This is a genomic window from Methylobacillus draconifructus (assembly GCF_045984385.1).
GTDB classification, from domain to species: Bacteria; Pseudomonadota; Gammaproteobacteria; order Burkholderiales; family Methylophilaceae; genus Methylobacillus; species Methylobacillus flagellatus_A.
Genome location: NZ_JBJQIJ010000004.1, coordinates 312,122 through 338,076, shown reverse-complemented (window position 1 = coordinate 338,076; position 25,955 = coordinate 312,122). Strand labels below are relative to the sequence as shown.

At 60.2% G+C, this 25,955-nt stretch carries 22 protein-coding genes and 2 riboswitches; of the genes, 11 read left to right on the top strand and 11 right to left on the bottom strand.

Annotated elements, in window-relative coordinates; all coding sequences use genetic code 11:
- Positions 1-77: 77 nt before the first annotated feature.
- The 3 genes from ACKF11_RS10695 to ACKF11_RS10685 form a co-directional block, all read right to left on the bottom strand.
- Positions 78-422, bottom strand: coding sequence for an FmdB family zinc ribbon protein (locus ACKF11_RS10695; protein ID WP_407997174.1), 345 nt, complete (start codon positions 420-422; stop codon positions 78-80).
- 51 nt (positions 423-473) lie between these two features.
- On the bottom strand, positions 474-1,697 hold the full coding sequence (gene fmdA, locus ACKF11_RS10690; protein WP_407997043.1) for a formamidase: 1,224 nt from the start codon (positions 1,695-1,697) through the stop codon (positions 474-476).
- 70 nt (positions 1,698-1,767) lie between these two features.
- Positions 1,768-2,946 carry a porin gene (locus ACKF11_RS10685; RefSeq protein WP_407997042.1) on the bottom strand — a complete coding sequence of 393 codons (1,179 nt, stop codon included), beginning with the start codon at positions 2,944-2,946 and terminating at the stop codon, positions 1,768-1,770.
- 212 nt (positions 2,947-3,158) lie between these two features.
- Between ACKF11_RS10685 and ACKF11_RS10680 the strand changes: the two genes are divergently transcribed.
- The gene (locus ACKF11_RS10680; RefSeq protein ID WP_407997041.1) at positions 3,159-3,722 is read left to right on the top strand and encodes a hypothetical protein; all 564 of its coding nucleotides are present in this window, start codon (positions 3,159-3,161) and stop codon (positions 3,720-3,722) included.
- A gap of 151 nt (positions 3,723-3,873) precedes the next feature.
- Here the strand turns inward: ACKF11_RS10680 and ACKF11_RS10675 are convergent, their stop codons facing one another.
- Both ACKF11_RS10675 and ACKF11_RS10670 read right to left on the bottom strand, forming a co-directional pair.
- A complete protein-coding gene (locus ACKF11_RS10675; protein ID WP_407997040.1) occupies positions 3,874-5,700 on the bottom strand; it encodes a phytase in 1,827 nt (608 codons plus the stop codon).
- Positions 5,701-5,907: 207 nt separating this feature from the next.
- Positions 5,908-8,424 (bottom strand): TonB-dependent receptor, encoded by a 2,517-nt coding sequence (locus ACKF11_RS10670; protein ID WP_407997039.1) that lies wholly within the window; start codon positions 8,422-8,424, stop codon positions 5,908-5,910.
- A 334-nt stretch (positions 8,425-8,758) separates the two neighbouring features.
- Between ACKF11_RS10670 and ACKF11_RS10665 the strand changes: the two genes are divergently transcribed.
- The gene (locus ACKF11_RS10665) at positions 8,759-9,664 is read left to right on the top strand and encodes a GGDEF domain-containing protein (RefSeq protein WP_407997038.1); all 906 of its coding nucleotides are present in this window, start codon (positions 8,759-8,761) and stop codon (positions 9,662-9,664) included.
- The gene (locus ACKF11_RS10660; RefSeq protein ID WP_407997037.1) at positions 9,661-10,686 is read left to right on the top strand and encodes an AraC family transcriptional regulator; all 1,026 of its coding nucleotides are present in this window, start codon (positions 9,661-9,663) and stop codon (positions 10,684-10,686) included. The genes ACKF11_RS10665 and ACKF11_RS10660 overlap by 4 nt, the downstream gene beginning before the upstream one ends.
- A 330-nt stretch (positions 10,687-11,016) precedes the next feature.
- On the opposite strand, the gene ACKF11_RS10655 is transcribed toward ACKF11_RS10660, so the two are convergent.
- Complete coding sequence (locus ACKF11_RS10655) at positions 11,017-11,601, bottom strand: LexA family protein (RefSeq protein ID WP_407997036.1); 585 nt, start codon at positions 11,599-11,601, stop codon at positions 11,017-11,019.
- A 189-nt stretch (positions 11,602-11,790) separates the two neighbouring features.
- Here ACKF11_RS10655 and ada point away from each other — a divergent pair, with 189 nt between their 5' ends.
- The 5 genes from ada to ACKF11_RS10630 all read left to right on the top strand — a co-directional run bounded on the left by ada (position 11,791) and on the right by ACKF11_RS10630 (position 15,999).
- Positions 11,791-12,912 carry a bifunctional DNA-binding transcriptional regulator/O6-methylguanine-DNA methyltransferase Ada gene (gene ada / locus ACKF11_RS10650; protein ID WP_407997035.1) on the top strand — a complete coding sequence of 374 codons (1,122 nt, stop codon included), beginning with the start codon at positions 11,791-11,793 and terminating at the stop codon, positions 12,910-12,912.
- On the top strand, positions 12,905-13,639 hold the full coding sequence (locus tag ACKF11_RS10645) for a 2OG-Fe(II) oxygenase (protein ID WP_407997034.1): 735 nt from the start codon (positions 12,905-12,907) through the stop codon (positions 13,637-13,639). The genes ada and ACKF11_RS10645 overlap by 8 nt, the downstream gene beginning before the upstream one ends.
- Before the next feature lie 5 nt (positions 13,640-13,644).
- Complete coding sequence (locus ACKF11_RS10640; RefSeq protein WP_407997033.1) at positions 13,645-14,556, top strand: DNA-3-methyladenine glycosylase 2; 912 nt, start codon at positions 13,645-13,647, stop codon at positions 14,554-14,556.
- Positions 14,557-14,637: 81 nt separating this feature from the next.
- The gene (ahr, locus tag ACKF11_RS10635; RefSeq protein ID WP_407997032.1) at positions 14,638-15,654 is read left to right on the top strand and encodes an NADPH-dependent aldehyde reductase Ahr; all 1,017 of its coding nucleotides are present in this window, start codon (positions 14,638-14,640) and stop codon (positions 15,652-15,654) included.
- 66 nt (positions 15,655-15,720) lie between these two features.
- A complete protein-coding gene (locus ACKF11_RS10630; RefSeq protein WP_407997178.1) occupies positions 15,721-15,999 on the top strand; it encodes a hypothetical protein in 279 nt (92 codons plus the stop codon).
- Positions 16,000-16,077: 78 nt separating this feature from the next.
- Here the strand turns inward: ACKF11_RS10630 and ACKF11_RS10625 are convergent, their stop codons facing one another.
- From ACKF11_RS10625 to ACKF11_RS10615, 3 genes are all read right to left on the bottom strand, one after another.
- On the bottom strand, positions 16,078-17,340 hold the full coding sequence (locus ACKF11_RS10625) for an MgtC/SapB family protein (RefSeq protein ID WP_407997031.1): 1,263 nt from the start codon (positions 17,338-17,340) through the stop codon (positions 16,078-16,080).
- Positions 17,341-17,428: 88 nt separating this feature from the next.
- Positions 17,429-18,718: an LLM class flavin-dependent oxidoreductase gene (locus ACKF11_RS10620; protein WP_407997030.1), complete on the bottom strand. Its 1,290-nt coding sequence runs from the start codon at positions 18,716-18,718 to the stop codon at positions 17,429-17,431.
- A gap of 143 nt (positions 18,719-18,861) precedes the next feature.
- Positions 18,862-19,647, bottom strand: coding sequence for a 3-oxoacyl-ACP reductase (locus ACKF11_RS10615; protein WP_407997029.1), 786 nt, complete (start codon positions 19,645-19,647; stop codon positions 18,862-18,864).
- Between the two features lie 43 nt (positions 19,648-19,690).
- Positions 19,691-19,797: riboswitch (TPP riboswitch) on the bottom strand.
- A gap of 188 nt (positions 19,798-19,985) precedes the next feature.
- A riboswitch (TPP riboswitch) is annotated at positions 19,986-20,089 on the top strand.
- Between the two features lie 48 nt (positions 20,090-20,137).
- Between ACKF11_RS10615 and ACKF11_RS10610 the strand changes: the two genes are divergently transcribed.
- On the top strand, positions 20,138-21,589 hold the full coding sequence (locus tag ACKF11_RS10610; RefSeq protein WP_407997028.1) for a sodium:solute symporter family transporter: 1,452 nt from the start codon (positions 20,138-20,140) through the stop codon (positions 21,587-21,589).
- Between the two features lie 341 nt (positions 21,590-21,930).
- Complete coding sequence (locus tag ACKF11_RS10605) at positions 21,931-22,218, top strand: hypothetical protein (protein WP_407997027.1); 288 nt, start codon at positions 21,931-21,933, stop codon at positions 22,216-22,218.
- A 12-nt stretch (positions 22,219-22,230) separates the two neighbouring features.
- Here the strand turns inward: ACKF11_RS10605 and ACKF11_RS10600 are convergent, their stop codons facing one another.
- Positions 22,231-23,787 (bottom strand): protein adenylyltransferase SelO, encoded by a 1,557-nt coding sequence (locus tag ACKF11_RS10600; RefSeq protein WP_407997026.1) that lies wholly within the window; start codon positions 23,785-23,787, stop codon positions 22,231-22,233.
- Positions 23,788-24,080: 293 nt separating this feature from the next.
- Between ACKF11_RS10600 and ACKF11_RS10595 the strand changes: the two genes are divergently transcribed.
- Positions 24,081-25,079, top strand: coding sequence for an LLM class flavin-dependent oxidoreductase (locus ACKF11_RS10595; protein WP_407997025.1), 999 nt, complete (start codon positions 24,081-24,083; stop codon positions 25,077-25,079).
- Between the two features lie 43 nt (positions 25,080-25,122).
- Here the strand turns inward: ACKF11_RS10595 and ACKF11_RS10590 are convergent, their stop codons facing one another.
- The gene (locus ACKF11_RS10590; RefSeq protein ID WP_407997024.1) at positions 25,123-25,764 is read right to left on the bottom strand and encodes a DUF642 domain-containing protein; all 642 of its coding nucleotides are present in this window, start codon (positions 25,762-25,764) and stop codon (positions 25,123-25,125) included.
- Between the last annotated feature and the right edge of the window lie 191 nt (positions 25,765-25,955).

Genomic DNA, 25,955 nt, shown 5'->3' with positions numbered 1-25,955 from the left:
AAGGCACGCCAACGCAGACAGTACGAACAAGTACGGCAAGGAGGCGCAACGCCGCTATCGCGCAATGCTGGACATCCCTAATGCCCCAGCATCCAGGGGCGGGCGGTTTTCTTGGTTTGCATCTGCAATAGGCTTCCTTTCTCTTTTCCCTGAGTGGACTGCTTCGAAGTGGAGGATGAACCGCAGGTATGACTCCCGGAACATCCGCAGCTGGAGCGGCGGGTGGACCGGGGTTCATGGGCAGATTTTTCGTTGCGTTCATGCGCACTTCGTTGAGCCTTGCCCATGATGGCCAGACGCGGTGCCGAGAGAATGCGCTCGCTCAACTCGCCGCAATCCGGACAGATCGTGGGCTCGCTGGATGTGCTCATCTTCCCCAGTGCGGAAAACACGCCGCACTCGTCGCATCGGTATTCATACATAGGCATGGCTCTTCCCCTTATGCTTTCAAATCGTCAATAAAGAAACGCTGTTCAGGATGTCTTGGCGACATCCGCGGTGCCGGTGATGATCTTCTTCGGGCCATCCGCATTCGGCTTCAGGTCGAAATCGAAGATCTCGGTCGGCAGCCACAAGGTGGCGCAGGCATTCGGAATATCCACCACGCCGCTGATATGGCCTTCCACCGGCGCAGTGCCGAGGATCGCCACGGCCTGCTCGCCGCTGTAACCGAACTTCTTCAGGTACTCGATGGCGTTGAGGCAAGCCTGGCGGTAAGCGATGTGCACGTCGAGGTAGTGCTGCTTGCCCTGCTCGTCGACCGAAATGCCCTCGAACACGAGGAAATCGCGATAGTTCGGCGTCAACGGGCTAGGCTGGAACAATGGGTTCTTGATGCCGTATTTCTTGACGCCGTCCTTGATCAGGCTGACCTTGATATCAAGGTAGCCGGCCATCTCGATCGCGCCGCAGAACGTGATTTCGCCATCGCCCTGCGAGAAGTGCAGGTCGCCCATGGACAGGCCGCCATCCTTGACGTAGACCGGGAAGAAAATCTTCGAGCCCTTGGTCAGGTTTTTGATGTCGCAGTTGCCGCCGTGGTCGCGCGGCGGCACGGTACGTGCGCCTTCCTGCGCGGCAGCCTTGGCTTCCTCGCCCTTCAACCGGCCCATGACGGCGCCGGTTTCGTTCGGCGGCAATGCCAGCGCGGGCACACGGTTTGGATCAGTGGCGATCAGGTCCGCCTCGCGCTTGTTCCATGTGTCCAGCAACTCGCGGGATGGCAGGCAGCCGATCAGTCCGGGGTGCATGATGCCGGCGAACTTCACGTTGGGCACATGGCGGGAAGTCGTATAGATGCCGTGAAAATCCCAGATACTCTTGGAGGCGTCGGGATAGTGGTCGGTCAGGAAGCCGCCGCCATTTTCCTTGGCAAACAAGCCATTGAAGCCCCATTGCTGGTCCTGCAAAGTGCCCACATCCAGAATATCCACCACCATCAGGTCACCTGGCTCCGCGCCTTCGACGCCGATCGGCCCGCTCAGGTAGTGCACCTGCAACAGGTCGACATCGCGGATGTCGTTCGCGCTGTCGTTGTTACCGACCTGGCCGCCGGTCCAGTCCATGCACTCGACACGGAACTCGTCGCCCGGCTTGACCATAGCCACCATCGGCAAATCCGGGTGCCAACGGTTATGGATCTGGCCGTCCTGCTCCCAGGCTGGCTTGTCGAAATCCAGCTTAATCAAGGTCTTCATCTATACGTCTCCTTTAACAACTAAACTCACGACAGCCGCCATCGCATCTAGCGATGGCGGCCATCCCCAACTAGAATTGCAACTGCAGGCCGACCGTGAACTTGTCGATATCGCTCAAGCCCTCGGTCTTGGTCTTGGTGTATACGGTGCTTATACGGGCGTTATGGCCGTCGATGATGTAGTTCAAGCCAATGTCGTATTCCTTCTGGTCGCGACCAATCGTGCCGTCTGCATCGAATTTCTGGTAACGGCCATAGGGTTGGAACTTGCCCCAGCCTACGGTATCGCCGAACATCCAGGACACTAAGCCGAGGTAAGCCTTGCCTGGTACGGCACCAGTGAAAGTACCACCACCAGCAACGACTGCTGCGGAATCTGCAGCAACGGCTGCATCACTGAAGTTGTATTTGTAAGCAGCCCCTTCGAGGTTCAGCACGCCTGCAGCAAATTTCTTCTCGAATAAGGCATCCACGTTGTAAGCCTTGTAGTCATCACTGTTGCCAGCAATACCTACTGCGTCCTTCTGGAACATCCCGACCAGTGCGATGGAAAGCACGTCCTTGCCGTAGTACGCACTGCTGGTGTAGTAGGCTGGATCGTTGTTTGCATCCAGGAAGTCATACTGGATACGACCGCTGTACATCAGGTTGTCGGAACGGTTGGGGTTCAGTGCACTGTCATTGTTGAAACTGGAAACGCGATTACCTTCATAAGCACCAACGGAGTAAACCAGGCGCTTGTCGAGCAACTTACCCCAGACGGTCACACCAATATCACGGCCAACGAACTTGTTTTGGTAGCGAGACACCACACCTGGGTAAGACCAGGCATTGAGGAAGAAAGGACCATCCAGGTTGGCACGGTCTGATGGTGGCAACAACTGACCCATCCAGATATTGAATTCATCCATGAACTCAAATTGCAGATAAGCATCCAGGGTGCTGATGTCATCCTTGCCGCTACCATCATTAGTGGTAGTGAAAGTATTGAACGTCGCCTTGATATACTTGTTGAAAGAAGCATTGATGTAGATACGCGCGTCATCCACATCAAAATCCTTGGAACGGGAGCTACCGTTAGGTGCTGCATCCTCAACGCTGGTGAATGCAGTACGCACGCCCAAGCCGATGCTGATAGACTTATCTTCACCGAAAGTGATCGTGCCTGCAGCTTGTGAATTCATGGATGGCAACGCAGCGGATGTTGCCAGTGCCACCATGAATGCACACTTCTTCATCTTGAATTTCATTTCCCTTACCCCTTAATTTAAGTTTCACCAAAAACCATCAAACCGAACGGTGAACTACCCGCCAAATCTTTCGTGTTGCCAGATTAGCGATTGAGGGGGTCGGCTTAAATACGTCATATTGCGTACATGCCAGAATGAGGCAGCGTGGTAATTTGGCCTCGTCGACAATTGATGCCCGCCACCCGACGGGCATGCCAACACCGGAAAATCATATGAAGAATCAAGGAAGAGAAAAACCGTTATCCGCCGCAGTCATCCTGTGCCTGGCGCTGGCCGGGTGCGGCGGCGAATTCGCCTACAAAAGGGGGGCCGGCGTACACGACCTCAATACGGCGAAAAACGAATGCCAGGCCAAGGGCCTGCAAGGGAATGCATTTGCGAAATGCATGGAGGACAACGGCTGGGTATTCCGTAACCCGCAAGACAGCCTGGACGATGACGACCCGGTGATCAAGGCATCGCTGAAGAATGATTACCGTGATACCTCACCCGCCCAGGAGCAAGGGCCTGTCGTTGCAAATACCGCCACCACTGAAGCTGGCGTAGCCAAAGAAACACCTCCGCCCGCACCGAAAAGCCCGCTGGACGTCTTTACCGTCAGCTCCTGGTGGAAGATAGGCAAGGGAGCGGAAAACCTGAAAAGCGACATCCAGCAATGCGTCGCCAAGCTCGGGCCGGAGCACCAGCCCGACATGTCGGGCACCACTGCTAAGGCGACGCGCGGGCTGCTGCTGTGTATGAGGGAAATGGGCTGGAAGGCGCTGCAGGCCCAATAAGAGCCGCCAACAAAACCCTTCTGTCGTCGTTGTACTGTCTGCGGCAGAGCGCCTAGCCAGAATCGCTACGCTGGTTTTTAGCGGCTCTAACAACGGTATAGTCCGTGCCTGCCAACCTATTATAGTTGGCAGGCAATGGATTAACGGGTTGCTACGGCAGATTCAAGGCGCGTGCAATATCCTCCCAAGCAACGTACTTGAAGTTCTGCGCGCCATCCGGCAGGCGCTTGTAGCCGTCCTGCACCACCAGTAGGCCCTTGCGGAAAGCGCCGCCGAAATCCACCGCGCTCGCCTCCAGGCCGTCGGTATCCGAGACGCCGTCGATGCCCGCGTCGGCATTGATGCCGATGCGAAAAGCGCCGCGATAGGCATAAGGCGGCTGCGCATCGAGCACCACGTAGCTGCTGTTGCCCTGGCTCGATGCGATTAGGTAACTGGCGCCTTTGCCATGGTAAAGCGCTAATCCCTCGACATCCGCCACCAGTTGCCCGCCTACCGGCATGACCAATTGCGGCGCTTGTGCCGAATCAGCGCTTGCAGGCATGGCCCAGATGCCGTGCTTTTCCTCGCCGACGAACAGGCGGCCGGCATGGTCGTCCGCCACGCAGCCTTCCGGCTGGCTATCCACGCTGAAAGCCCGCAGCAACTTGCCTTGGTAGCCGCCTTTCTTGCGCTCGATGCGGTAGTGCTCGATGCGGCCGTCCTTGTCGTTGGCGAACACCTCCAGGCCGCCGCCCGGCGGCTGGTAGAGGCAGGTGCCGTAAATGTCGTCGAGGCCGGTCGCGATCCTGCCCGCGTCACGGATGCGCCCGTCGCGGTCGATCTCGAACACGGCCAGCGCCGCCTCGTCTCGCTGCGTCGCTACGGCAAGATCGGCTTTGCCGCCCGGCCAGGCGATGTTCTGGCGCACGTCGACGTTGTTGAGGCGTCCGGCCTCAAGCAACTGCATCTGCCTGCCTTTCAGGTCGTAACTCAATAGCCCCTGCTTCTTGTTGGTCGCGATGATGCGCGATTGCACCGGGTTTTGCCTATGCACCCAAATGGCGGGGTCGTCGGCGGCATCGCCCGAACGTGCCACCGTCTCGGTCTGGCCACGCGCCACCACGACCGGCAGGTTCTGCACTTTCTCCCTGGACTGGCTTTCTCCCGCCAGCGCATGCGCCTGCCAAGCATTGCCGTCCAGCACCAGCAAGTCCGAACCCGCCACGGCAAGCGCCTCGGCGGATTTCAGCCACAGTTGCTGCGACAGGAAGTTGCCGTTATGGTCCAGCAGATGCACCTCTCCCTTTTTACTATCAATCACGGCAACGCCATGCGGCAGCACGGCCAATGCACCGGGCTCGCCCGCAATATCGCCATGCGGCCGCCGTCCCAGCAGCAGCTCACGTTCCGGGATGCCCTCGCCGTTGGCGGCATAGCGCCAGACCCCGAAGCCTGCTTCGCTGACGTACAGCGCCTGGCGTGTATCGTCTACGCGGCAGGACTCCACGCCGGGCGGCAGGGCGAGGCGGCGCAGGCGCTTGGGCGCATTGCCGGCCAGCAGCCACTGCTCGGCCTGGCCGTCCTTGGCGATCAGGAACAGGTGGTTGAGCTGCTGCGCGTCACGGTAAAGGCACATGCTGTCCAGCGCGAAATCGACCGGCGCCAATTCTTTATCAATGCGCAGCCGCTTCGCATCTACCCTGAGCAGCAGCGGCTGCTGCTTGTCGGCATCGAACACGACCGCCAGCACGCCATCCGGCAATACGCGGGTATCGAGGTGCTGCGCACGCAAGGCCAAGCTGCCCTGCTCCACGCCTCGCTGGTCGAGCAGCCGCACCGCGCGCTTGTCGACGACCAGCCAGCGGCCGTCGGGCAAGGCGGCCACCTCCTTGAACGTCTTCAGCACCGGCAACGTGCGTGGCGCATCAGCCGCATTTGCAGCGGGATGCTGCATGCATAAAAAGGAAAAAACCAGGAATATCTTCAATCGCTGCATAGTGGCTCAATTATCAGGTGTTATCAAAACGGCGCGGCAATGCCGCGCCATGTGTTCAAGCGTTGTTCACTCGACATTTAGAGCGGCAAACAACATTCAGCGAAGCGGTCCTGGCTAGGCGCTCTGCCGCAGACAGTACAAGTCGTACGGCAAGGCAGGGCAACAACGCCAGGAGCGTTTTGTGAGCCGCTCTTTTGTCAGCCTCGCCTAGAACGTCGCTATCTTCATGCTCAACCGGTAAGTGCGGCCATAGGACTCGTATTGCGCGTTCAGGCTGCGACTGCCGGTGTAGACGTAATATTTCTCGTTGGTCAGGTTGAGCACCTCGAACACGATCTGCGCCTGCTTGGCGATATTGTAGCGGGCGGAGAAATCGTACTGCGTCTGCGCATCCACGTATTGGTCGCTGCGGGAATCGGCAATGTCGTTCACCTCGAGCAGGTACTTGGATTTGTAATTGGCCGCCAGGCGCATGTTCAGAGGGCCGCGCTCGTAACCGACCATCAGGTTCATGGTGCGGTCGGACTGGCTGGGCAGCGAGATCTTGCGGCTCGCCAGCACGCCGTCGCTATAGCCGTCGATCTTGGCATCGGAGCTGACGAAAGTGGCATTGGCCGAAAGCAGCAGGCCATTCCACGGCGCGGGCAGCAGCTCCTTGAAGCTTTGCATATAGTTGAGCTCGAGGCCCTTGACCTTGGCCGAGCTGCCGTTGGCATAGGTGTCCGCATGGGTAAAGTCCGCCCACATGCCGGTGCCGGCAAGGTCGGTGCGGTAAACGAAGTTCTTGATGTCCTTGTGGAAGACATAGGCGGAAAGCACACCCGCATAGCCGATGCGGTGCTCAATGCCCAGGTCGAGGTTGCGCGATTCCATCGGGCTCAGCGAGGGATTGCCGAAGCTGGCTTCGTCGGCGTTGATGACCACGCCCGGCGCGAGTTGGCCGAAGGTCGGGCGCACGACGGAGTTGGTCAGCGCAGCACGGATCGAGGTGTCGTTGTCGAGGTCGCGGCGGATATGCAATGCCGGCAGCCAGTGGTCGTATTTGCGCGATGCCCTGACGTCGCTATACGCTCCGTCCTCGACCGACGTGCCGTTGGCGCTGAACTTGGTCTGCTCGTAACGCACGCCGGCAAGGATGCGCCACATGCCATGGTTGAAGGTGTTCTGCGCGTAGGCCGCATTGATATCCTCGCGCATGGAGAAATCGTTGATCCTCGACTCCTCCTCGTTCACGTAATTGGACATGTCCACCCCGGACAGGAAGCGCTTGACCGCAGAGCGGCTGATCGACGAGCCGTAATTGCCGTAGGCATAATCCACGTTGCTGCCGAGGAAGCCCGCGAGCGATGGATTGCCGAAATCGCCGCCGTCGATCTCCCAGGCGGTCATTCCATTGGTCTTCTTGCGGCGGCTGGCCTTGGCGCCGAACTTCAACTCGGAATCGATACCGAATACCTGCCAGTTGTGGTCGATGTCGAATTTGAGGTTGCGCTCGCGGTCCACCGTCTTCTGCTTGCTGAGCTCGATGGAATCCAGCTCGTAGTCGGCTGCGTTGTTGATGCCGCTGCCGCCGATCAGGCGCGGCAGCCTGGAGCTGGAATACCCGGCGTTATAGGTCTCGCCGGATTCGAAGCTGGCCGCGTCGATCGCATCCGGCGTATCCTGGCTTGCGCGGCTGGTGCCGAACGCCACCGCCACCTTCCAGTCCTTGAAGGTGCGTTCACCCCCGAGCACAATGGAAGCGATATCCTGCGTTTCCTCGCGCGCCTTCAACTCGCGCGAGGACTCGGCGTCGCCCAGCTCTCCTGCAAACTGGGGATTATCAAACTCGATGTTGTGGCGCTGGCGTATCTCGTTATCGACGAAACGGCTGTACAGCGTGCGCAGGTAGTAGGATTCGTTGTCGTTGGGGCGGTAGTCCAGGTTGAGAATGCCGCCCTGGCGCTCGCGCGTGATGTCGTAGTCGCGGCGCTGGAACTCCTCGAGTGCCGGACGCGGGCCGGAGAAATCCCATGCGCCGCCGGTCTCCGCGTTTTCGGAGCCGAACTTGCGCTTGGAGGAATTCACCCCCAACGCGATGCCGAGCTTGCCGTCGAGGAAGCGGTTGCTCCACGCCGCCGCGAAATTGGGGCCTTCCCGGTCGGTATTGCTGTCGTGGGAAGCGCCCGCCTCCAACGAATAGAACATGCCCTTGTGGTCGAAGGCCGAGATCGTCTTCACCTCGACCGTGCCGCCGATCGAATTCGCATCCTGGCTCGGCATCAAGGTCTTGCTGACTTCCAGCGAGCGGATCAGGCCCGCGGGCAATACGTCGAGCGACACCGCGCGGCGGTCGCTTTCCGGCGCAGGCACCAGGCTGCCGTTGATGGTCACGGCATTGAGGTCGGGCCCGAGGCCGCGGATGCGCACATAACGCCCCTCGCCCTGGTCGCGCTCGATCGATATCCCGGGGATGCGCTGCAAGGCTTCCGCCGCATTGGTGTCCGGCAACTGGCCGATATCGTCCGCATGTACCGCGCTGACGATATTGTCGGCCATCTGCTGCACGTCCAGCGCGCTGTTCATGCTGGCCGCCTGCCCTACCACCGACACCACGGGCAATACCAGCTCGGGCGTATCGTCCGCCTGGGCCAGCCCTCCCATCAGCGCGATCGCCGCCGCAATCGCCCTGGTCGGCAGGCCACACCCGGCCTTGCCCAGCTTCAATTCATGATTTTCCTGCACGGTCATTCCCCTTTAAAAAAACTGCTTGAGTCGTTGCGAATGCCGCACAAGCTAACCGTGAAAAATTTCATTTCCATGACAGCAATAAAATTAAAAAATAAAAATCAACCACTTACGTTAAAAATCAATTCAATCTGAGCTTTTAAGACCCTGGCATTACCCTGCGTTACAAGCCCTACCAATAAGGAATTAGTCGAATCTAATCTGGACGGATACGAAGTTGCCACACAGCCGTGAGCCGATCGCACCCCCTCCCCGCCATTCATCGTTTCATCATCGTTCTGTCACGCAAATGTCCTAGGATTCCCATCAGTCCATACAAGGCAACCCCACCATGCCCCAACTCAACCATACCGCGCTTTTCAGCATTTTCGCGCTGCTGCTGACCACCTCGCTGCTGTATGCCAGCCTGGGCCAGGCCAATCCGATGTCCGCCTGGAAATGGATGGATATCGTCGGCGAAGGCGGCACTGCCGCCATGGCGGCGCTCTGGGCGCTGTTGATCGTCAGCAGCCGTCCTGGCGGGCGTGTCACCATGCTGCTAGCGGGCGGGCTCGTCACCATCATGCTCGGCGCCTGGGCCGACTGCCTGGATGAATTCTTCGCGATTCCCTCCACGCAATATTGGGACAATTGGCTGGAAGCGCTCATGCCGGTGGGAATGCTGATCGTGACGGTGGGCCTCTACTACTGGCGTCAGGAGCAGGCCGTGCTCAACGAGCACATGCAGAAGCGCGAGCGCCTGTTCCGCGACCACAGGTCATTCGACCGCATCACCCAGCTTGCCGACGCCAGCTACCTGTACCGGCAGATCCGCATGCAGCAGGAAAACCACCTCGGCGACGAAGGCATGCTGGTCCTGCTCGATCTCGACAATTTCCACCAGGTCAACCGCGAATACGGGCAGCGCGAGGGAGACCGGCTATTGCAGGCCGTCAGCCACCTCCTGCTGCTCAACCTGCGCCCGCAGGACCTCGTCTGCCGCTATGCCGGCGACCGCTTTGCCATCCTGCTGCCGGACATGGAGGAAATCCAGGCCAGGTGGGCCGCCGCCCACCTGCAGCAGGCCATCGCCACCCTGGCGCACCACACGCGCGACGGCAAGCACCGCATCAACCTCTCCGCCAGGACAGCCTGCGCCCGCGCCGACGAGGACCCCGAGCAATTGCTCGCCAAGATGAACGCCAGGCTCGAAGCGCCATCGCAAGCCGCTATGCACGCATCCCCGGCCGTATCGTGACCTCGACCATAGAGCGCTATTACCTGACAACGACGCCGTTCATCCCGGCAAGGCACCAGGCCGCCTTGCTGCTTGAATATGCGCTCAGCCGGGATATGACGGCACAAGAACTGCTGCGCGGCACTAGGCTTTCAGAACAGGACATCCTCGCGCCCTCCACCCAGCTCAGCCCCTCGGACTACCTGCAACTGCTGAATAACCTGCAAACTGGGCTATCCGCAGCCGACACCAGCTTCATGCTCGGGCAGCAACTGCTGCCGGGCCATTACGGCAACCTCAGCCATGCCATGCTGCAGGCAGGCAACCTGCGCCAGGCCCTGAACATCCTGGTCGCGTACCAGTCGTGGCTGAGCCCCTTGCTCGCGCCGCACCTCGTGGAGCATTCGGGGCATGCCGTGCTCTACTGGACGGATAGCTGCATCACGCCGCGCCTGCGTGGCTTCACTGTCGAAATGATGATGGCCGCGGTCGCCGGCATGAGCCGCTGGCTGGGCGAGACCAAACTGCCTTGGCGCTACCGCTTCAACCGCACCCGTCCCGCGCATATCGAGCAATATGCCGTGCACCTGGGCCCGGACCTGCATTTCAACGACCACCTGGACGCCATGAGCCTGCCGCTGGAATGGCTGGAGCAGCCATGGCCGCGCGGCAGCGAAATCGCGGTATCCGCCGCCCTTGCTGGTATGGAGATGGAATACGGGCGCAGCCTGCTTGCCAGCCTCTACGACTACCTGCTCGAGCACATCCGCACGAGCCCATCGTTGGAAAAAGCCAGCGCCGCATTCGGCGTCAGCCCCGCGACCTTCAAGCGCCACCTCGCGCTGCACGGCACCCATTTCCAGGCCGAGCTCGACCAGGTGCGCATCCATGTCACCTTGCAGCTCATCCAGGAACACGGCTACAGCAACGACCAGATCGCCGCCTACCTCGGGTTCCACGACGTCAACAACTTCCGCCGCTCGCTCAAACGCTGGACCGGGCTTACGCCTTCGATGCTGCGCCTGCAAACCCAGGGGTTGTAACGCGGACAGGCCTGACCCGCGACAATCAGCAGCAAAACCTGTTCAACAACAAGACAATCATCACAAGAAGCCATCCCTGCCGGTGGCCTTGGCAACATGCAGTTTTGTATTCAAGCCGAGAATGAGGCAGATTGCCGCAGATGGCGCTGACCCAGGACAAAACGGCTAAACGCGGTGATATGTGGCAGGCGAAACCACCGATACCTGCCCACAAAGTCTGTGCATAACATTGTGGGCGGCCTGGGGAAACAGCGGTCAAGCGGCTGATACGATGGAAAGAAACAAGGCTGCCCGTTTTATAGGCAGCCCGTCAGGATGACGGATAAAGTCTCAGGAATACTTGCGGAACTGGCCGACCACCACGCCGAATATCTCGAAATCCCCGTTCGGCCGGATAACGGGAAAATCCTTGTTGGCAGGAATCAGTACAAACTGGTTGCCTTCCTTGCCCAAGGTCTTGAGCGTGAACTCCTTGTTGAGGATGGCGACGACGATATCCCCGACATTGGCGAACGCGCGCTTTTCGACGATGACGACGTCGCCGTCGAAAATGCCCGCGTCCTTCATGGAGTCGCCGCGCACCGTGATCAGGATGGTCTGCGACGGCTTCTCGATCAGGTAGTCGTCGATCCCCATCGTGTCCAGGCTGTCGCCATAAGTAGGGGTGGCGAACCCGGCCTGCACCGTGCTCTCGGCAATAATGCGCTCGAAGAAGCGCCGGCCTGGCTTGAGCCTCTTGTCCGGCGCGTAGTCGATGAAGCCTTGCAGCTTCAAGCGCGCCACGAATGAGGTGACGGCGTTCTTGGATTTGAAGCCAAGCAACTGCGCCACATGGCTGAATGTAGGCAGCGTTTTGTGTTCGGCGAAATAGTCCTGGATCTTGCCCAGGTATTCAAAGTCTTTGTCTTGTCCCATAAGCAAAAATGTACTGTACGAATGTACACAGCGTCAAGCATTTACTGCCACAATATTTTGGCACTCCTCACCAACCCCGACGAGAGCTGGTATTTCAATAGATAGAATTCAAAAGCAAGAGTTGGAGTGTTTGCATGGAAAGCATGGCTTATGATGCCTGCAATACCAGAGAGGATTAAAGTGAGCATCATGAATAAAACGACTGCTGAACGCGCTGCCATGACCTTGAACGACCCTCGCTGGCAGAAAGTGCTGGCGCGCGACGCCGCTGCGGATGGGACATTTTATTATGCAGTCAGGACGACCGGCGTGTATTGCCGTCCTTCCTGCGGCGCCCGCCCCGCGCGGCCTGAAAATGTGTTGCTCTATAACACCGCGCAAGAGGCCGAAGCAGCGGGCTTCAGGCCGTGCAAACGTTGCAAGCCCGACCAGCCCCACCTGGCGGAGCGGCATCGCATGTTGGTGGAACAAGCCTGCCGCTTTATCGAGCAATCCAGCGCAGCGCCCACCCTGGCGCAGATCGCGGCGCATGTCGGCATGAGCGAACATCATTTCCATCGCCTGTTCAAGGCTGCCACCGGGCTGACGCCGAAAGCCTATCTCACCGCTCAGCGCCAGCGGGTGTTGAAGGAACATCTCGGCCAGCAGAACAAGATCACGGATGCCATTTATGCCGCCGGTTACGGCTCCAGCAGCCGTTTTTACGAGACAGCGGGACAGGTGCTGGGGATGACGCCTTCGGATTATAAAAAAGGCGGCCAGGATACCGAGATCAGGTTTGCGATTGCGGAATGCTCGCTGGGCAGCATCCTGGTTGCCAGCAGCGCCAAAGGCGTGTGCGCCATTCTAATGGATGACGACCCGGAATTCCTGCTGCGGGATTTGCAGGACAGGTTTCCCCGCTCCACCCTGATCGGCGCGGATGCCGCTTATGAGCAACTGGTGGCGCAGGTGGTAGGCTTTGTGGAAGCGCCGCAGCTCGGGCTGGATTTGCCGCTGGATGTGCGCGGCACGGCGTTCCAGCAGCGGGTTTGGCAGGCGTTGCGCAACATTCCCTATGGCAGCACGGCGAGCTATAGCCAAATTGCGGAAAAAATCGGCATGCCCAAGGCTGTCCGCGCGGTCGCCCAGGCGTGCGGGGCCAATGCGCTGGCGGTGGCGATTCCCTGCCACCGGGTCGTGCGCACCGATGGCTCGCTCTCGGGCTATCGCTGGGGCGTGGAACGCAAGCAGCGCCTGCTCGACAAGGAAGCGCAGGCCACGTCGCAGAAAAACCAAGAGGACAATCAGCCGGAAAACTGCAATGAGTGAAACCACCCTGCCGCATCCCTTCCCAGCCAACATCCTGCAGCAACAGGATTGGCCCGAGGTGGAAGATCACTTGAATCATCATGGCCATGCCATCATTCCCGGCCTGTTTTCGCGCAGGCAATGCCAATGGATGGCGCGGCAGTATGACGATGCACCCCTGTTCAGGAAGCGCGTGGTAATGGAACGCCACGGGTTCGGCAACGGTGAATACCAGTATTTCGCCTATCCCCTGCCCGCGCCGCTGCAAGCGCTGCGGGAAACGCTCTATACGCATCTCGCGCCGATTGCCAACCGCTGGCAGCAGCTCATGAAGCTGGAGGCGCGGTTTCCGCCGCGCCATGAGGATTTCATCGCCCAGTGCCACCAAGCCGGACAGTCGTTGCCCACGCCGTTGCTGCTGCAATATGCCCAGGGCGATTACAACTGCCTGCACCAGGATTTGTACGGCGAGCATGTGTTCCCGCTGCAAATGGCGGTGTTGCTGTCCGCGCCCGGCAAAGATTTCACTGGTGGCGAATTTGTCATGACGGAGCAAAGGCCGCGCATGCAATCCAGGGTCGAGGTTGTGCCATTGCAGCAGGGCGATGCCGCCATTTTTGCCACACACCACAAACCCGCCGCAGGCACGCGCGGCGTTTACCGCGTGCATCTGCGCCATGGCGTCAGCAGGATATTGTCCGGCCAGCGGCACACGCTGGGCGTGATTCTGCACGATGCAGAGAAATAGGCTCCATGTTGCTTACTCAGACTTTCCCATTGCCGCTCAACTATCGCCCCGCGGATATATTGTCGTTTCACGGGCGCGACAGCCAGAGCGTTTCCGAGCGCATCTCGGGCAATACTCTGCAAAAAGGCATGCTCTGGCATGGCAAACCTGCATTGCTGTCCATCAGCCTGCAAACCAGGCTTGCCAAGGTTGAATTACAGGTAGACGACGCGCAACCACGCCCGGACGATGCCGCCGCGCTGACTGCGCTGGCGAGCCGCATGCTGGGCCTGACGCAGGATATCGAGCAGTTTGAAGCCACGCATGGCATGCACCCCGTGGTGGGCGCGATGATCCGGCAGCAGGCTGGCTTGCGGGTGCCGGTATGCGCCTCGCCGTTCGAGGCATTGAGCTGGGCCATCACCGGGCAGCAGATCAGCCTGGGCGCGGCACTCTCCCTGCGCAGGAAATTGATCCGGCAGGCTGGCATCCGCCACTCTTCTGGCTTGTATTGCTATCCTGACGCCTATCATTTATCCGGCATGGATAGCGGCACGCTCAGGCTCGCCGGCATATCGCAAGGCAAGGCAGCCGCCCTGCTTGCCATCAGCCATGCCGTGCTGGAACAGCGCCTGCCACTGGACGCATGGTTGCATGCGCCCGCCGAACTTTTCCCGGACATTTCCGCCACCTTGAGAAGCATCAAGGGCATAGGCCCATGGACCATCAACTACACCCTGCTGCGCGGCTATGCCTGGCTGGATGGCTCGCTGCATGGTGATGCCGCTGTCAGACGCGCCATCCGCGCATTGATGCAATCCGACACTAGCCTCCAAGCCAATGAACTGACCGAAAAATCCGCCGAAAGCTGGCTGCAGCCGTTCAGCCCATGGCGCTCCCTGCTCGCGGCGCATCTATGGCAATGGCAAACCCCATGACTCAATAGCAAGAATCGGAGTTTTTTCCGTTCTCGCAGCCTTTAACCTTGTTTCTTCCCTCATTCGAATAAAGGAAAAATCATGGAACCGATCAGAAGCTGGGCAGCGCTGGCTCCTCACGCTGAACTCCAGCCGCATCAATATGCTCCCTCTGCACTGGGCGCGGAAGAGGTCGAGATCAAGGTGGCCTATTGCGGTTTGTGCCATTCTGACCTTTCCATGTTGAATAACGATTGGGACCTGTCGCACTACCCGCTGATTCCCGGCCATGAAGTGGTCGGTCATATCGTCGCCATGGGGCCGCAGGTCAAGGGCCTGCAACTCGGACAAAGGGTGGGCATAGGCTGGAATGCCGGCAGTTGCATGCATTGCCACGCCTGCATGACCGGCGAGCACAATCTCTGCGGCAGCATACAACCCACCATCGTCAATCACCATGGCGGCTTCGCGGAACGGGTGCGGGCGCACTGGGCCTGGGCAGTGCCGCTGCCCGACAGCCTGGACATGGCCGCCGCCGGCCCCTTGCTTTGCGCGGGCGCAACGGTATTCACGCCCTTGTTGACCTTTGACGTGAAGCCGACCGACAGCGTAGGCATCGTCGGCATAGGCGGCTTGGGGCATCTTGGCCTGCAATTCGCCAGGGCATGGGGCTGTGAAGTCACGGCCTTTACCTCCAACCCCGCCAAACATGACGAAGCCCGCAGCTTTGGCGCGCATCATGTCGTCAACAGCTGTCATTCCGATGAGATCATCAAGGCGGCCAACACGCTGGATTTACTGCTGATTACCGTCAACACCTCGCTGGATTGGTCCGCGCTGCTGCAAACCCTGAAACCCAATGGCCGCATGGCGATCGTCGGCGCGATTCTCGACCCCATGCAAATCTCGGCCATCGACCTCATTTTCGGGCAGAAGCGCGTGGCTGGCTCGCTCAACGGCAGCCCCGCCGCCACTGCCGACATGCTGCGTTTTGCCGCGCGCCACCAGATTTATCCACAAGTCGAGCATTTCCCCATGAGCCGGGTGAATGACGCCATGCGCCATCTGGCCGATGGCAATGCACGATACAGGGTAGTGCTGGATGCCGATTTTGCTTGATTGCAGTATGCTCATGGCACGCCGCCGTGAATTCCCGGCGGCGCTCACTTTGCCTGGAGATCATGCATGACACATTGGCGTGACTTGCCACCCGCTTATGGCGACTGGAAGAACACCCATCGACGCTTCTGCCGCTGGTGCGATCGTAACGAATTCCTGTTCGACCTAGGCAAGGACCAGCGCGAACGCGCCAACCTGGCCGAGAAACACCCGCAGGTGCTGGCCGAGCTCAAGGAAAAATGGCAGCACTGGAACAACAGCATGCTGCCGATCACCCCGGATGTGCGCTCGCACAGCGTGAACGGCAAGATGCAGGCGGACAAATACGGCGTACCTGCGCCTTAAACGCTACTTACGATATCCTGCTGACGTTTGAATCGACACAAGGGCTGCAAATGCAGCCCTTGTTTTTACACCAGCCGATCAGGCTGTCATCAGCATCACCAATATGCCAGCGCCCAGGCCGAGCGCCACCACCGGATAAGTGCGCAACGCAAGCTCCCGCCCGCCGATGAAGCCCACCAAGGCCGCCTTGAACACACTGTTGCTGATGACCGCCAGCACGATACCCTGCACCGCGACATGGCTGCTGAGCTCATTGCGCGCGCTGCGCGAGAGGGACAAGGTGATCGCATCCACATCGGCGATCCCGGCCAGGAGGGAAACCAGGTAGACGCCGGCATCTCCCCAGTAACGCCTGCCCGCCTCCACCAGGAACAGGATCAATGTCAACAGCAAGGCGAACCGCAGCGCGGGCCCCAGCTCGAACGGGTTGCGCAGCGGGGTTTCAGCGTTTGCGGGCTCGTCCTTGACAGCGCGCCGCCAGAAAACAGCCGCCCCTGCCATATAGACCAGGAACATCGTTCCCAGCGACCAGGCCAGCGGCGGCAACAAGGAGGCATTGACGACCGCGACTTCCAGCAGCACGCGCGGGAACATCAGGCCCGACGTCGCCAGCAACCCCGCAGCGAGCAGCTTGTGCAGGTTCTTGGAAGACAAGCGCGACAGGGTCAATGTCATGGCCGTGGAGGAAACCAGGCTGCCGAGGATGGCGGTGATCATCAAGCCGTAGCGTGTGCCGGTCAGGCGCACGGCGATATAGGCGATGAAGCTGAGGGCGGCGATCAGCACCACCATCCACCAGGTGGTATAGGGATTGAATACCTGCCAGGGGTCGTAGCTCTCGTTAGGCAGCACCGGCAACATGACCACCGAGATGAACAACAGCTTCAACGCGCCGGACAGCTCGGTCTCGCTCAAGCGCTTGAGGAGCGAATGCAGCACATTCTTGAGGCTGAGCAGCAAGGCCACCACCACCGCCCCGGCGCTGGCGAGCATGACGTAATCCGAGAGCGCCAGGCTGCCCAGCAGGAAAGTGATCAGCAGCGCCACCTCGCTGGTAATGCCTTGGTCGCCGGTACGGCGCAAATCGCCGACGTAGGCGATGCTGACGACCAGCATCAGCGCCACCAGCACCGTCACCCAGACCGCGATTCCGAGATGCTGGCTGAGCAAGGCGCTCAAGCCGCCGAGCAGGCCGGTGAGGGCGAAAGTGCGTATCCCCGCGCTCTGGTAGGACTCCTTCTCGTCGCGCTCCTGCCAGCCGCGCTCGGCGCCGATCAATAGCCCTGCCCCCAGGGCGATGAGCAGGTGCAACATGACTTCTACGGAAACGGACTCAGGCATAAGGCAGCTTTCTCACACAATGAATTGCATCATACATGAGGGCGCTATATCCGAAACAGGCTCCAGTAACGGCAAAGCCGAAGCCGCGCTACTTTCTCCCAGGCCTCGCCAGCCCCAGGTGGCCGCGCAATGTCGCGTGCTCGTAATCCTCGCGAAACAGGCCGCGCCGCTGCAGGATGGGAATCACGTGGTCGACGAAATCCCGCACGCTGTCGGGCTGCACCGGCGGCATCAGGTTGAAGCCGTCGGCGCCGCCGTTGCGGAACCAATGCTCCATCTGGTCCGCCACCTGTTCCGGCGTGCCGACCATGGTGCAATGCCCTCCCCCGGCGGCCAGGCGGCCCAATAGCTGGCGCACCGTGGGCCGCTCGGTTTCGATGATGCGCAGCACGGTGGCATAGCGCCCCTTGGGGCCGGTGAAGGCCTCCAGCGGCGGCAACGGCGGTACCGGGCCATCCAGCTCCCAGTCCAGACAGTCCTGGTCGATGAACAACTGCAATTGCCGCAACGAGGTTTCCGCAGGCAGCAGTTCATCAAGCTCGCGTTGCTTGGCGCGCGCCTCGGCTTCGGTAGAACCGATAAAGGTCACCAGGCCTGGCAGGATAGGCACGTCCACCTGCCGCCCGGCGGCCTTGACCCTGGCCTTGACGTCGCTGTAATAGGCCTGGGCCGATGGCAGGTCATAGGCCACTGCGTAGATCGCCTCGGCGTATTTCGCCGCCAGCACGCGTCCATGCTCGGAAGCGCCGGCCTGGAACAGCACGGGGTTGCCTTGCGGCGGACGCGGCACGGTCAATGGCCCATCGACGAGGAAATGCGTGCCCCGGTGGTTGATCTGGCGCACCAGGCTTTCATCGACATAATCCCCTGCACGGTCGTTGAGCAACGCGCCGTCGTCCCAGCTATCCCACAGCTGCAGCACCGCCTGGATAAACTCTTCCGCCCTGGCGTAGCGCTCGGCATGGCCGGGCATGGCTTCATATCCGTGGTTCCTGGCCTCGACGTCGAACATGGAAGTCACCACGTTCCAGCCCGCGCGTCCGCCGGAAATATGGTCGAGCGAAGCCATCAGCCGCGCGGCATGGAACGGCGTGAAGAAGGTGCTGGAAATGGTGCTCACCAAGCCGATGTGCTGGGTGGCGCGGCTGATGGCCGTGAGCATGGTCACCGGCTCGAGGAACCAGCGCGGGCCGTCGGTGATATTGTTGGTGGCATGGCCGTCGGCAAAGAACACCGCATCGAGCTTGCCGCGCTCGGCCAGCTGCGCCATTTCCTCGTAATAGCGGATATCGCCCAGCCGCTCGACCTGGGAATCCGGATGGCGCCAGGCTGCGTTGTGGTGGCCGCAGCCGAACAGGAACAGGTTGATGTGCATCATGGCAAAACAAGAGCCTCTTTAGTGAATTCAGGAATAGCAGGCGCTGAGTCAGCGGATAGCATGTGCGATCAAGAGCGGCTGAAAAAACATGGCGTAGCGATCCTGGCTAAGAGCCTGCCCTATGAAATGATCGTGAACAGGCTCTAATTCTTGACCAGGCCGCCATCGACAACCAGGTTCTGTCCCGTCACCGCGCGCGACCAAGGCGAGGCGAAGAACAGCACCGCGTCGGCGAACTCTTCCGGCGTAGTGACGCGGCGCAATGGCGTGCTCGCGGCAATCAGGTCGAACACGGCATCCGGCGTGGCGGCGGAAGCATCAGTGGTGCGCAGCAGGCCGCCCGACACCATGTTGACGGTGATGCCACCAGGCCCGAGGTCCTGCGCCAAGGTGCGCGTCAGGGAAAGCAACGCCGCCTTGGCGGCGGTGTAGTCGTGGTAGGGCACTACCGGGTTCTGGAACAGGTTGGTGCCGATATTGACCACCCGCCCCCATCCCTGCGCAAGCATGCCGGGCAAGCAGGCCTGTACGGTATTGAGCGCGCCGCGCACCACGCCCTCGAATTGCTGCTGCAACCCTTCCCAGCCGAGATCATGCGCATGCGCCCGCGCATCGCCGTTGAACCTGAAGTCGGGCAGGGCGTTGTTGACCACCGTGGTGATCGCCTTGCCGAAATGCGCTTGCGCCTGCTCCGCCATCGCCCGCACGGCGTCGGCGTCGCTCACGTCCGCCCGGATCGCCAGGGCCCGCCCCGGCGCTTCGTCCGCCAAGGCCGCAGCAGCGTCCGCGCTATGCAGATAGTTCACGACCACGCTCGCTCCCTGGCCGAGGAAGGCGCGGGCGATATGCCGGCCCAGCCCACGGCCTGCGCCGGTGACGAGCACGAGTTGTTCTTGAATCGGGAGTAGCGGTGAAGATGGATTGCCCATGCGATTCCTTTGCAATTTTTCATGGCAAAGGAATGCGCAGCAAAAAAGCTGCGACAGGCATTCCTCCGCCAGTATGATCTGGATCAGGTATTACGGGTGTAGTCTCAGCCCTGAAGGAACAGCTTATTCAGGGCACCCCGTGCCAAAGAGTAGCTAACAAAACTCTCCTGACGTTGTTGCTCTGCCTTGCCGTACTATTTGTACTGTCTGCGGCAGAGCGCCTAGTCAGGATCAGCTTCGCTGAGTTTTGTTAGCCACTCTGAGGCCGAACCATACCATGAAACATGAATTATCCGCATGTCTTCATCGCACACTGGAGGAATATCGCTATAATTCCAGGCCTAACCTAGGGGAGCCGCTTGCGGCTGAGAAATGGCAATTGCCATGACCCTTAATACTTGATCCAGATCATGCTGGCGAAGGGAAGGAAATAGCGCATCCATCATTTGCGTACTCCTTGTCGTTCGTCGATTACAGGAGTCACCACACAATGCTCAGTACGCAAGCCACCCTCGCCTGGCTAGTCTTTTTCGCCGCCGTTTTCGCCATCGCCGGCATGGCCTATTCGCGCAGGTTCCGCGGCAACCTTGAAGAATACATCGTCGCGCGCAACAGCCAGGGCACGCTGGCCAGCATCATGACCTTGCTGGCCTCGTCGCTGGGCGCGTGGATATTGTTCTCGCCCGCGCAGGCGGCGACCTGGGGCGGCCTGACCGCCGTGATCGGCTACGCCATCGGCGCGATGTCGCCGCGCATCGCCATGATCCCGCTCGGCAAGCGCATGCGCGAGCTGATGCCCAACGGCCACTCCCTCACCGAGTTCCTGGTGGCGCGCTACGGCAAGCCCATGTACCTGCTCGCGCTGACCATCATGCTGTTCTACCTGTTCATCGCCATGAGCGCCGAGATCACGGCCATCGCCAAGATGGTGACACTGCTGGCGCCCGTGCCGCTCTGGGCCACCGCCGCCATCGTGCTCGGCTTCACCCTGCTCTACACCACCTACGGCGGCCTGCGCGCCTCCATCTTTACCGACAAGGTGCAGATCGTCATCATCATTCCGTTGCTGGCGGCGCTGGTCTTCATCGGCTGGCAGGCCACCGGCGGCATTGCCCCGGTCGTGGAAAAGCTGCAGCAAACCGCGCCGCAGCTGATCAACCTTGAGGATATCGGCGGCATCACGGCCGGGCTGACCTTCTTCGTCGCCATCCTGCTCACCGGCATCTTCCACCAGGGCAACTGGCAGCGCATCTACTCCGCCAAGGACATTCCCACCATGCGCAACGGCTTCCTGCTCGGCGGCCTGCTGGTCGTGCCCTTCATCTTCATCATGGGCCTTTTCGGGCTGGCCTTCATGGCGACGACACCGGATGGCGACAGCTCGGTGGCCTTGTTCAGCGTGGTCATGCCCAATATCCCGCTCTGGCTGGCCGTCGCCCTGATTCCGCTCGGCATCTCGCTGGTGATGTGCAGCGCGGACACGGCCATCAGCGCCATCTCGAGCATCGTGGCGGTGGACATCGGCCGGGTGATGCCGAAGCGTAGCGCCGCCAGCCTGATGCGCCTGTCGCGCTGGCTGGTCCTGTTGGTTGCAATACCCGTGCTGGTTGTCGCCGCGCAAGGCTACAGCGTGCTCTACCTGTTCCTGCTGGCCGACCTGCTATGCGCCGCCGCGGCATTCCCCGTGTTCTTCGGCCTGTTCAGCCGCTCGCATACAGGCACGGAGGCCTTGACCGGGACGGTAGCGGGCTTGGCGGCCGGACTGTTCATGTTCCCCATGCCGGATCAGCCCGCCACCCACCTACTCGAAGCCTTCCTGCTGGCCGCATTGACGCCTGTCGCGGTGATCGCCCTCACCCGCTTGATCAAGCGACGCAAACAACACTTCGAACTTGCCGCGCTGGCACATGCAAGCCGCAGGCTGGACCGGGAACAACTATAAAAAAACGTTAGGGCGAGCGCAGCAAAGCCAAGTTTGGGTTTGGGTTCCCCGTCTGGCTGCGCCGAGTAGCGCAACTTTTAATGGAAACAGGACTGGCGTCTGTCTGAGCGCAGCGAGTTCAGCCAGTCCCCATTAAAAGCGAGCAACGCAGGTTGCCCGGAACAACGTTCCGGGTCGCAGACAATCGGGTCGCCTTTCCTTTGGTTACTTTCCTTTGGCGAAGCAAAGGAAAGTGACTCGCCCGTCAGGGGCGAAACCCATCCTTACATGATGCGAGAGTAGTGATGAAGACGGAAAATCGTTGAGCTTGATGGGATTGGGATGTTGAAGGATCAATGGTCTTGACCACTGTTGCAGACCATTGGCCCGTTGCCTTTCGCTTGTCAGCGAGTCCCTTTATTTTGCTTCGCCAAAATAAAGGAATCAAACAAAAGGCGACCCCGGAGTCTGCGCCGGGAGCAAGCTCCCGGTTCCCTGCGTTGCTCAATCTGTCTGGGAGCTTGCTGAACTCGCTTCGCTCAAACAGACGCAAGCTCTTTTTCCAGCCAGATCTGCGCTACTCGGCGCAGCCAAACGGGGAACCCAAGGTCAAAACCGCACTTGGCTTCGCTTCGCTCGTCCTTGATTAACGGAATATTGAATCAAGAACTGCAAGACAGCATGGAACACCCTGCCTTGTGCCTGGCCCAATCCGGCCGCAGGCCGGCAAAACGTTCCTTGCCCGGCTGCTCGTCATAAGGCTTGCGCAGCACGTCCAGCAGCTCTTCTATCATGCTGGTATCGCCCGCGTCGGCCAGGTCTATGGCCTGCTGGGCAAGGTAGTTGCGCAGCACGTAACGCGGATTGGCCCGGTTCATGGCCTCGCGCCGCTCGGCAGGGTCGCGCCCGTCTGCGAGCGTCGCCTGTGCGTATTGCTTGAGCCAGTCGCCGAACCTGGGCTTGAAGGTTTCCCACAATGCCGGACTGTAGGCTGCGCTCTGCAATACGGCCAAGTCGGGCTGAGCGGCATCCACCAAAGCCAGCTTGCGGAAAAACTCGGTCATGTCGATCTCGGCCTGGGTCATGAGGCCGAACACTTCATTGAGCAAGGGCTCGTAGTCGTCGCGCCAGGCGCTGAAGCCGAACTTGGCAGCCAGGACGGAGCCCCATTCCTTGTTGTAGGCCTGGTCGTAAAGCATGAGGCCTTCGTCGTAGATTTCGCGTTCTGGCTTCAAGGCATATAGCGCCTGCGCCAGGCGCTCCAGGTTCCAGCGCGCGATGTCGGGCTGGCGGCCGAAGCAATAGCGGCGGCCTGCCGCGTCGGTGGTGTTGGGCGTCCAGCCCGGGTCGAAATTGTCCACCCAGCCGTACGGGCCGTAATCGATGGTCAGGCCGAGGATGGACATATTGTCGGTGTTCATCACGCCATGCACGAAGCCCACGCGCATCCATTGCGCGATCAGGCGCGCGGTGCGCACGCAGACGATGGCGAACCATTCTGCAAAGCGCTCTTCTTCCGGGTAATCCTTCAACTCGGGAAAATCGCGGTCGATGGTGAAATCCACCAGCGTTTGCAAGGTTTCCCTGTCGTCGCGCATGGCAAAAATCTCGAAATTGCCAAAGCGGATGAACGAAGGCGACACCCGGCAGACGATCGCGCCCTTTTCCGCCTGTGGGTTGCCGTTGTAGAACATGTCGCGGATCACGATATCGCCGGTCTGCACCAGGCTCAGGGCGCGCGTGGTGGGGATGCCGAGATGGTACATGGCCTCGCTGCAGAGGAATTCGCGCACCGAGGAGCGCAGCACTGCGCGCCCGTCCGCCATGCGCGAATACGGCGTCACGCCCGCGCCCTTGAGCTGCAGTTCCCAGCGCTGGCCTTGGGGAGTGACCACCTCGCCCAGGCTGATGGCCCGTCCATCCCCCAGCTGCCCCGCCCAGTTGCCGAACTGGTGCCCGCCGTAACACATGGCATAGGGCTCCATGCCTGGAATCAGGCCGTTGCCGCCCAGCGCGCTTACCCACGCCGGCGACTTGATCTCCTCCTCGCTCAGCCCCAGCATTTGCAGCATCTCGGGCGAATAGGCGAGCAGCCTGGGCGCAGACACCGAAGTCGGCATCACCCTGGACCAACAGGCGCCATATACCTGGCGCAACTGGTTGCTGGTTTCCGGGTCGCCCGGCAGCTCTCGCAAGAAACGGTTATCAAAAGTAAGCATGGTCAAAGTATGGGGGCCGATCAATAAGATTCAAGAAGCAGAGAAGGTATATAGGAATGACAGCGTCCCGTATTGTATGTTCTCCCGTGGGATAAATTAAACTGGCAGATGCTTAAAAAACAAGCAGGATTAATTTATGCATGGCATAACAGCGGCTTATTTATTCAATGCCCATCATGCCCACAAAGTTACCCACAGAAATTGTTGAGGCCGGTGCATAATCGGGTTTGAACCGAACCTCAAGGGCAAACACCTGTCTTCCACAACATCCTGATGAACGACACTTGCAAGCGATGATTCCATTTTCCATCCTCGACCTCTGCCCCATCGTGCAGGGCAGCACGCCCGCGCAGGCCTTCAGCAACTCCATTGAACTGGCGCAAGTTGGGGAAGCATCAGGCTACCGGCGTTTCTGGCTGGCAGAGCACCATAACATGCCGGGCATCGCCAGCGCGGCAACTGCCGTCGTCATTGGCCATGTCGCCGGCCAGACCAAGACCATACGCGTCGGCGCCGGCGGCATCATGCTGCCCAACCATGCCCCGCTGGCGATTGCGGAGCAATTCGGCACGCTGGAATCGCTTTACCCGGGGCGCATCGACCTCGGGCTGGGCCGCGCACCTGGCAGCGACATGGCTACCGCGCGTGCCTTGCGGCGCAACCTGCATGCGCATGGTGAGGATTTCCCCGAACTGGTGGCCGAACTGCAGGACTACTTCGCCTTGCCACAGCCGGGCCAGGGCATCAGAGCGGTGCCCGGCGCGGGGCTGACCATCCCCATCTGGATACTGGGCTCCAGCCTCTACGGAGCCCAGTTTGCCGCAGCCCATGGCTTGCCGTTCGCGTTTGCCTCGCACTTTGCCCCCACCTTTCTGTTGCAGGCGCTGGACACTTACCGCCGCAACTTCCAGCCCTCCGCCTCGCTGGACAAGCCCTACTTCATGGTCACGGCCAATATGCTGGTCGCCGACACCGATGAAGAAGCGCGCTACTGGTTCAGCTCCCAGCAGCAAGGCTTCACCAACCTCCACCGCGGCACACCGGGACAATTGCCGCCGCCGGTGGACGACATCGAGCAATACTGGACGCCTGCCGAGAAAATCGGCGTGGAACGCATGCTGGCCTGTTCGCTGGTCGGCTCCGCCGCCACCGTGGAAGCCGGCTTGAGGAAATTGCTCAATGACCTTGCGCCCGACGAATTGATGGTGACCGGCCATGTATTCGACCAAGCGGTCAGGCTGCAGTCGTACCGGGCCGTGGCCGCCATCCGCGACAAGCTGGCAGCGGAATGAAAAAGGCCAGGCGTCGGCCTGGCCCATTGAGAAGAAATGTATTTTAGTAGAGAGGATGTTGGTGCTGGCGTCTGCGCCTGCTGATCAGGCCCATCACGCCCAGGCCCAGCGCCAGCATGCCGTAGGTGCTGGGTTCGGGCACGGCAGTGACCATCACGCCATCCAGGAATGAACCGTACGAAGGCGCATTCTGCGGCTCTATCGAGACGAACTTCAAAGTGGTCAGGCTATCGGAGGCCAGCAGGTTGGTGAAGTGGTACTCCACCCATCCGCTATGCGAGGTGACCGAAGTTGCCACCACCTGGCTCCCGCCCCAATACACTTCCAGTGCGCTGTTCAGGTCGCCTGGGGTATCCGAGCGGCCGGAATAGGCAAAGCTGAGGTTGTACAAACCGCCGGAAGTCGTTGTCAGGTCCTGCCAGATCGAGGTCAGGTTGGTCGAGTTCAGCTCCAGGTACTGTTCCCCTTCGAATGCAGTATTGAATGCGGGCCAACCGCCATGATCGCTGCCGCGCTGTATTTCGAACACGCCGTCCGAGCTCCAGCCAGTCACCGCAGGCAACTGTTCCCAGGAACCCGAGATGGCATCAGCCTCGAAGCCCCCGTTCACCACGATGTTCGCTGCATTCACCCCGCTGCTTGCAGCCAGTAGTGCCCCACAAATCGCCATAGTCAGTTTATTCATTTTCTCTTCCTTCTCATCGTCATTTGCTTTAAGAAAAGTACGTTTGCCCGGCTATGAGCGCCAGGTGGACCGAGCATGCATGGCAACCATGTGCCTTACTGTGCGCTAGCGAACATAACTTGATGATTTATAGGAAAATTAGCCCAATCGGACTAATACACGGCAATTGGCCCTTCCAAGCCGGATCGATC